Source organism: Limnohabitans sp. (assembly GCF_044361645.1).
In the GTDB taxonomy this organism is placed as follows: Bacteria; Pseudomonadota; Gammaproteobacteria; order Burkholderiales; family Burkholderiaceae_C; genus Limnohabitans_A.
The window spans coordinates 1-7,092 of record NZ_JBIKIL010000159.1; the positions used below are offsets into that span (position 1 = coordinate 1).

7 protein-coding genes, 1 tRNA gene and 1 pseudogene are annotated in these 7,092 nt (G+C 55.7%); 2 read left to right on the forward strand and 7 right to left on the reverse strand.

Translation table 11 applies throughout. From position 1 onward, the window contains the following. Positions 1-663: 663 nt before the first annotated feature. Positions 664-1,335, forward strand: coding sequence for a helix-turn-helix domain-containing protein (locus tag ACIQ39_RS17735; RefSeq protein ID WP_396435913.1), 672 nt, complete (start codon positions 664-666; stop codon positions 1,333-1,335). Between the two features lie 121 nt (positions 1,336-1,456). Here the strand turns inward: ACIQ39_RS17735 and ACIQ39_RS17740 are convergent. Further along, positions 1,457-1,532: transfer RNA gene (locus tag ACIQ39_RS17740), tRNA-Arg, on the reverse strand. 134 nt (positions 1,533-1,666) lie between these two features. Here ACIQ39_RS17740 and ACIQ39_RS17745 point away from each other — a divergent pair. Next, positions 1,667-2,188: a c-type cytochrome gene (locus ACIQ39_RS17745; RefSeq protein WP_396435914.1), complete on the forward strand. Its 522-nt coding sequence runs from the start codon at positions 1,667-1,669 to the stop codon at positions 2,186-2,188. A 48-nt stretch (positions 2,189-2,236) separates the two neighbouring features. Here ACIQ39_RS17745 and ACIQ39_RS17750 read toward each other — a convergent pair whose 3' ends face one another. The 6 genes and pseudogenes from ACIQ39_RS17750 to atpG all read right to left on the reverse strand — a co-directional run. Further along, positions 2,237-2,794: a DUF2946 family protein gene (locus ACIQ39_RS17750; RefSeq protein ID WP_396435915.1), complete on the reverse strand. Its 558-nt coding sequence runs from the start codon at positions 2,792-2,794 to the stop codon at positions 2,237-2,239. Continuing rightward, positions 2,787-3,800 carry a YheT family hydrolase gene (locus tag ACIQ39_RS17755; protein WP_396435916.1) on the reverse strand — a complete coding sequence of 338 codons (1,014 nt, stop codon included), beginning with the start codon at positions 3,798-3,800 and terminating at the stop codon, positions 2,787-2,789. The genes ACIQ39_RS17750 and ACIQ39_RS17755 overlap by 8 nt, the downstream gene beginning before the upstream one ends. 5 nt (positions 3,801-3,805) lie before the next feature. Further along, positions 3,806-4,255, reverse strand: coding sequence for a YybH family protein (locus ACIQ39_RS17760; protein ID WP_396435917.1), 450 nt, complete (start codon positions 4,253-4,255; stop codon positions 3,806-3,808). Positions 4,256-4,368: 113 nt separating this feature from the next. Continuing rightward, positions 4,369-4,782 (reverse strand): F0F1 ATP synthase subunit epsilon, encoded by a 414-nt coding sequence (locus ACIQ39_RS17765; RefSeq protein WP_396435918.1) that lies wholly within the window; start codon positions 4,780-4,782, stop codon positions 4,369-4,371. Positions 4,783-4,851: 69 nt separating this feature from the next. Continuing rightward, positions 4,852-6,200 (reverse strand): annotated as a pseudogene (locus ACIQ39_RS17770) (F0F1 ATP synthase subunit beta). 38 nt (positions 6,201-6,238) lie between these two features. Next, positions 6,239-7,092: F0F1 ATP synthase subunit gamma (gene atpG, locus ACIQ39_RS17775; RefSeq protein ID WP_396435919.1), on the reverse strand; the 854-nt coding region annotated here is incomplete at its 5' end.

The window sequence follows — 7,092 nt, forward strand, 5'->3', positions numbered from 1 at the left end:
AGTTGCCTCAGGCGGATCGATGGAAGACGTTCTTGGACTACGTGGTGCAGAGAATCACCCGCCCCCTGCCGCCTTGGTATCCACCAAGTCAGCTCACGATGACAGAATAACTGCCGGATCTAGGATGATTCAGGGTGTGGGTCTTGAAAGTTGAAACCCAGCAGCTTTGATTTGCCAGCCTCACAGCGGCTGCGGCTCACGCTTGTTTTTGGTGCCCTTGCACCTTTTCAGTGCCTTGCAAGTGGCTGAATGGCCTGCTGCTGTCCTGCTGGACCGCAATCATTTTTGTGACAGTTAGTTGTTTTTAGCGTATTTACTGGCTTTGATGGCTTAAACCTCAATTTTTTTAATTTTTCATCATTTTTTCCCCAATTGGGGGGTTTCTATGTTGGCGTTTTTATTAAGAATTACATATTTATCAATGTTGATGATTGAAGTTGGCTTGGCACTGTGTCCATTGAAAACATCGTTTTGAGAATTGCGCATACCGCCATTTTGATTTCGTTTTTTTGATGCGCACTCGAGCGCAGCGATGCGGCTTTGTTTGAAGGGAGTTTTCTGTGATCACTGTTACCTGTACGCAAAAGCGCTTGATGCGTCTGTTTCATTCCAACTTGTTTGAGTTCCCAATACCTGCCATTTTTAACCCATGAGGAGTTCGCCATGTTGGCTGCACACACCCCCTTTACCGATGTCAAAACCATGTCCACAGAAGATCAACTTTCAATGAAGAACAAAGCCCTGGTGCCCCCTGCTCAGTTTTTGAGCACGGCCGAGGCGGCGCGCATGCTGGGCCTGTCGACCACCTTGATCCAAACTTTGGTCGATCAAGGTGATCTGAAGGGTTGGAAGACCCGAGGTGGTCATCGCCGGATTGCGCTTGAATCCATTCATGAGTACCGCTCGGTGTCACGTCACTTCTCAGGCACCGCCGCCAAATTGGAAAACAGACCCACCGTCAGCATCGTGATCGAGTCGGCCCATTTGCTGGAGGAGCTGCGTCTTGCTTGCGCCTCTTACAACTTCCCGATCAACGTTCATTTTTTTGACTCTGTGACCGAGGCCCTTTTGGATCTCTCCAACCAAATGCCCGACATGTTTGTGGTTGAAATGTCCATGCCTCGCGCGCAGCAAGAAAAGACTTTTCAAGCACTTGAAAAGTTTAACCAACGCGGCAACAGCACCTTGTCTGTTGTCTTGATCACCAGCGAGAAGGACTTGAGCGCTCACCTCTCGTCGGGTGCGAGCTCTCGAATTCAGGTGGTTTCTGGGCCTCTGTCAGCGGTGTGGCTGAACGCTTATCTGACCGGTATTTTGGCCAGCTCCCGCATGTAAAAGTCTGGCGCATTGCGAGTCCATTGCGCTTGGGCTTGGGCTTGGGCTTGAGATGGGGCCGAAAGCATCTTGTGGCAGCCCAAGCAGCTGAGGCTTTGCCTGCGTGCAGGTTTTTCGACACTGGTGCGGCTGGCGGGGATCGAACCCACGACCCTTGGCTTCGGAGGCCAATACTCTATCCACTGAGCTACAGCCGCAACGTGATTTTCATTATCTCACGCCCAATGCACCGAGCGCCTTGTTTCAGCAGATCGCCATGTGTCGGCCGCTATAATTCTGGATTGTTTTCATCTTTTTTGCCCTTGCGGCCATGCCCCCCACAGAGGATTTCATGAGCGACAACAGCCACGATCAGCACGAAGCCCACACTGGCCCGGTGAAAACCCCCAAACAAATGCTTTTGCTGAGTTTGGCATCCTTTGTTATCCCCGTGTTCATCATCATCGGTCTTGTTTATTACGTGACTTCGGCCAACATGCCCGGTGCTGGCGCTGTGGACAACGAGCGGGCGACGGCTTTGCGCATTCAAAAAGTGGGGGTGGTGGAAGTTCGCGATGCCAACCGAGCCTTGAAGACTGGCGCAGAGGTCTACAAAGTTCAATGCGCTGCCTGCCATGATGCCGGTGCGGCCGGCGCGCCCAAGTTTGCTGACTTGGCTGATTGGAGCCCGCGTTTGGGTCAAGGCTTGGATGGTTTGGTGAACTCGGTTTTGAAGGGCAAAGGCGCGATGAGTGCTCAGTCCGGAGGGGAGTTCAACGACACCGAACTTTCGCGCGCGGTGGTGTACCTGACCAACAGCGCTGGCGGCCGTTTTGAAGAGCCACAAGCACCAACTGCAGCACCTGCCCAGTGATTTGTTTGGGTCTGAACCGCCTCCAAATTTTGCTTGGTGGCGGTTTTTTTATTGCTTTTTAGCCTGTGTTGCTTTTGCCGCTTGTTGTGGGCTCAATACAAACCCATACCTGACAGGCATTTGATCGGATGGGCAGGTCTGAATGCGCCAGATGCCCAGCTCTAAAGCCTGGGCAAGGTACAGCACATCCAAGCTGTGCACCAAGCCCAGCCCCCTCGTGGTTTGCAGGTATACGCGGCCCTTCTCGTCCTCAAGGCATTCTTGCACGTCGCTTTGAATGCCCGTGTGCGAGGTGACGGTGTACCCCTCTTCAATGCGCCAAATGTGCGGTGTGATTTCCAGTTCGATGTACACCCTCTGGGGTCCATTTTGAAAAAACCACCTGCCCTGCGCATCGCAGTCGTAATTGCGACCAATGAAGTCGACCAATTTTTCATGCCGCAGCACGTCGCCTTTGCTGCCCAGCACGCCGCTTTGAAAGGGGCCGATGGCTTGCACACCATCGTCTCGCATGTGCCATTGGCCTCGGCTGTCCAAGCCCAGCCAACCAAAACAATCGGGCACATTGGGCCATTTCGCCATGGCCTTTTTGACGATGTCATCCATGCAAATGGTCTCCTGTAGGCCAAGTTTCACCCGCTGCGCGCATCAGCCATGCGCCCACGGCGTTTGGCATTGCTTGCAATTGTGCAGACCATGGGCCATGGGCAAAGCCCACATGTCCGCCGTGTTGGGGTTGCCACAGCGTGACGCTGCTCGAGACTTCGTGTTGATTGGGCAAGCTGTAGTCCGGAACGAACGGGTCGTTCAGCGCGTTCAGGGCGAGGGCGGGCAAGCAGATACCGTTCATCCATGGTTTAGCCGATGCTTTTTGCCAGTATTCGTCGGTGTCTTTGAAGCCATGCACAGGCGCTGTGAAGGCGTTGTCAAATTCTCGCAAGCTGCGGGCCACTTGCACCGCGTGTTGGTCAAACAAACCCGGGTGCTGCAGCCACTTGGCCATCGCTTTGGGTTTCATGCTGCGCAAAAACATGGGGGTGTAGAGGTATCGGTTCAGCCCCTCACCCATGGCTTTTCCGCTGGCCATAAGGTCCAGCGGCGCACAAATGGCGGCCAGGGCGTTGACCTGCAAGAAAGCTTGTTGGCCGTTTTCACCCGCCCAACGCATCAAGGCGTTTCCGCCTAGCGAGACGCCTGCGGCCACCATGGTGCGCCCATTTTGGGCTTGGTGTTGCGCGCGCAAGCGCCTCAAAATCCAATCGATTTCCGCATGGTCGCCCGAGTGGTAGGCGCGCGGCGCCAGATTCATCTCGCCACTGCAGCCCCTGAAATGCGGCAGTGCCAGATGGACATCGTGTTGAAAGGCCCAGCGGGCAAACGCTTTTGAATAGTGGCTGCTGGAAGAGCCTTCTAAACCGTGAAACAACACCAACATAGGCCGCTGGCCTTGGCTTGCGCTGAAGGTGTCGACGTCCAAAAAATCACCATCTGGCGTGGTCCACCGTTCGCGTCGCAACGCCGTGGGCAGGGCTTGGCCCGTTTTGGCCAACAGCGCAGGCCCAATGGTTTGGGCATGCCCGCCCGGCAACCAAACAGGCGCTTTAAAGAGCATGTGGCTCAATGGAAGACGGTTGGTTTTGCACCCACGTCCTTGGCGTCTTGGGCCGTCCCCGGGCTGGTGTGGTGGGCCACCATGCGCCAACCTTGTGGGGTTTTGTGGTACACGTTGGTGGCGATCAAGTGCGCAAATTGAACGCCTTGTGGTGTGCTGATTTCCACGCGCTCAATCAGATGGTGGACCGCGCTGGCCAAAGACTGGACCTTGTGAACCCTCTCTGGAAATGCGCGAACACCGCCTGATTGAAACATCGCCTCAAAGGTGGCGCGTATGGCACCAGGCCCAATCAGCCTGCCACCTCCAGGATGCACGCAAACCACTTCGTCTTCTTCTGCCCAACACTGCATGAGTTGGTCGATGTCGGCGTTTTGCAAGGCTTCATAAAAGGCAGCCTCTGTGTCATCTGGCGTACCGCCCAAGGTGGCAGCTTGTAACTTGGCGCTTTTCATGGCGAGGGGATTGTCGTGCAGGTCATGACCCTATTTTGCCCATAAAAAAACCCGGTCACAGTGTGTGGCCGGGCGGTCAGGCTTGGCGGCGACGAAAGCCTGCGTGAAGCAGCTTATTTTTTGCGGTATTTCCGCAAAGCCGTCAGTTGCGCAGCCAGCACCATGAGTTCAGATTGAGCAAGCGCCAAGTCAATTTCGCTGCTGGCATTTTTCAGCGCTTCTTGGGCCAGCAGTTTGGCTGCATTGGCTTTTTCTTCGTCGAGGTCTTTGCCGCGAATCGCGGTGTCGGACAGCACGGTCACGCAGTCGGGCTGCACTTCCAAAATGCCGCCGGCGACGAAAACAAATTCCTCGCCGCCGTCAGCCTTTTCGATCCTCACCGATCCTGCTTTGATGCGGGTGATCAAGGGGGTGTGGCGTGGGAAAATGCCCAACTCGCCAGACTCGCCAGGCAGAGCGACAAACCGGGCCTCGCCCGACCAGATGGACTCTTCGGCACTGACCACATCAACGTGGATGGTGTTCATGTTTTCTCCTTAAAAAGGTGCTTTAAAGCGGGCTGCAGGGAGACTGGTCGGCCACCCTACGGCACAGCTTTAAGCGGCCTTTTTGGCCTTTTCGAAAGCTTCGTCGATGCTGCCAACCATGTAGAAGGCTTGCTCTGGCAGGTGATCGCACTCGCCCGCCACAATCATCTTGAAACCACGGATGGTTTCGGCCAATGTGACGTATTTACCGGGAGAACCTGTAAACACTTCAGCCACGTGGAAGGGTTGCGACAAAAAGCGCTGAATTTTTCGGGCACGGGCCACGGCCAGCTTGTCTTCAGGGGCCAAGTCGTCCATACCCATGATGGCGATGATGTCGCGCAGTTCACGGTAACGCTGCAGTGTTCCCTGAACTGCACGGGCTGTTTCGTAGTGCTCAAGTCCAACCACCAAGGGGTCAAGCTGTCGGCTAGTGGAGTCCAGTGGATCGACCGCTGGGTAGATACCCAAGGAAGCGATGTCACGGCTCAACACCACGGTGGAGTCCAAGTGAGCGAAGGTGGTCGCAGGCGATGGGTCGGTCAAGTCGTCCGCTGGCACATAAACGGCTTGGATGGAGGTGATGGAGCCGACTTTTGTGGACGTGATGCGCTCTTGCAAGCGGCCCATTTCTTCGGCCAATGTGGGCTGGTAACCCACAGCAGATGGCATGCGGCCCAACAAGGCACGTCTTTGCCTTCGTCGCGGAATGACTCAGCAATGGTCAGACCGGTCAAGGCCACGCGCAAACGGTTGCCTGGTGGCTCATTCATCTGGCCGTACACCATGGCCACTTTGGACTCGGGCAGGTTCTCAAGGTTCACGACGCCGGAGTCGGCCATCTCGTGGTAGAAGTCGTTGCCTTCACGGGTGCGCTCACCCACACCGGCAAACACCGACAAGCCGCTGTGCGCCTTGGCGATGTTGTTGATGAGTTCCATCATGTTCACGGTCTTGCCCACACCGGCACCACCGAACAAGCCGACCTTGCCGCCTTTGGCGAAGGGGCAGACCAAGTCGATCACCTTGATGCCGGTTTCCAGCAGTTCTTGTGAAGGGCTCAATTCGTCGTAAGCCGGGGCTTTGCGGTGAATCGAAGCGGTGAGTTCTTGGCTGACAGGACCGCGTTCGTCAATGGGCGCACCCAACACGTCCATGATGCGGCCCAGTGTGGCTTTGCCCACAGGCACGGTGATCGCTTTGCCGGTGTTGAACACCATCAGGCCGCGACGCAAACCGTCGGATGAACCGAGCGCAATGGTGCGCACGATGCCGTCGCCGAGTTGCTGCTGCACTTCGAGGGTCAGCGCAGAGCCTTCCATTTTGAGTGCGTCATAAACCTTGGGCATCTGGTTGCGTGGAAACTCCACGTCGACCACAGCGCCAATACATTGAACAATTTTTCCTTGGGCTTGCATTTTTCGCTCCAAATAATTTGAATTTGCTGAACTGGGAATCAACCGCTGATCGCGGCTGCGCCAGAGACGATTTCCGACAGTTCTTTGGTGATGGCGGCTTGACGGGTCTTGTTGTAAACGAGCTTGAGCTCGCCGATCACATTGCCAGCGTTGTCGGTTGCAGCCTTCATGGCCACCATGCGCGCAGCATGTTCAGAGGCCATGTTTTCGGCCACGGCTTGGTAGGCCAATGCTTCCGCATAACGGACCAGCAACTCGTCAATGACCGTCTGGGCATCGGGCTCGTAGATGTAATCCCAAGCATGCGCATGACCCGCTGCTTTGGTTTCAGCCTGCATGTCCAGGGCAGACAAGGGCAGCAGCATGTCGATGGTGGGCACTTGCGCCATGGTGCTGACAAACTTGTTGTAGCACAGGTAAACAGCGCTCACTTCGCCTGCAGCGTAAGCATCGAGCAGCACCTTGACGGGGCCAATCAGCTTGTCCAAGTGCGGCTTGTCACCCAACTGCGTCACATGCGCCACCACCTTGGCATTGACCCGGTTCAGAAAACCAAGGCCTTTGCCACCAATGGCCACAGCCAAAGGCGTTTTGCCTTGGGCTTGCGTTTCGCGCAATTGAACGGTCACCGCGCGCAGCAAGTTGGTGTTCAAGCCCCCACACAGCCCCTTGTCGGTGGTCACCACAATGAAGCCCACCGACTTGGCGTCGTTGCGCTTCATGAAGGGGTGCACGTACTCAGGGTTGGCCTGGCCGAGGTGGCTTGCAATGGTGCGAATCTTCTCGCTGTAAGGCCGGGCCGTGCGCATACGCTCCTGCGCTTTGCGCATTTTGGAGACGGAAATCATCTCCATGGCCTTGGTGATCTTCTTGGTGTTTTCCACCGATTTGA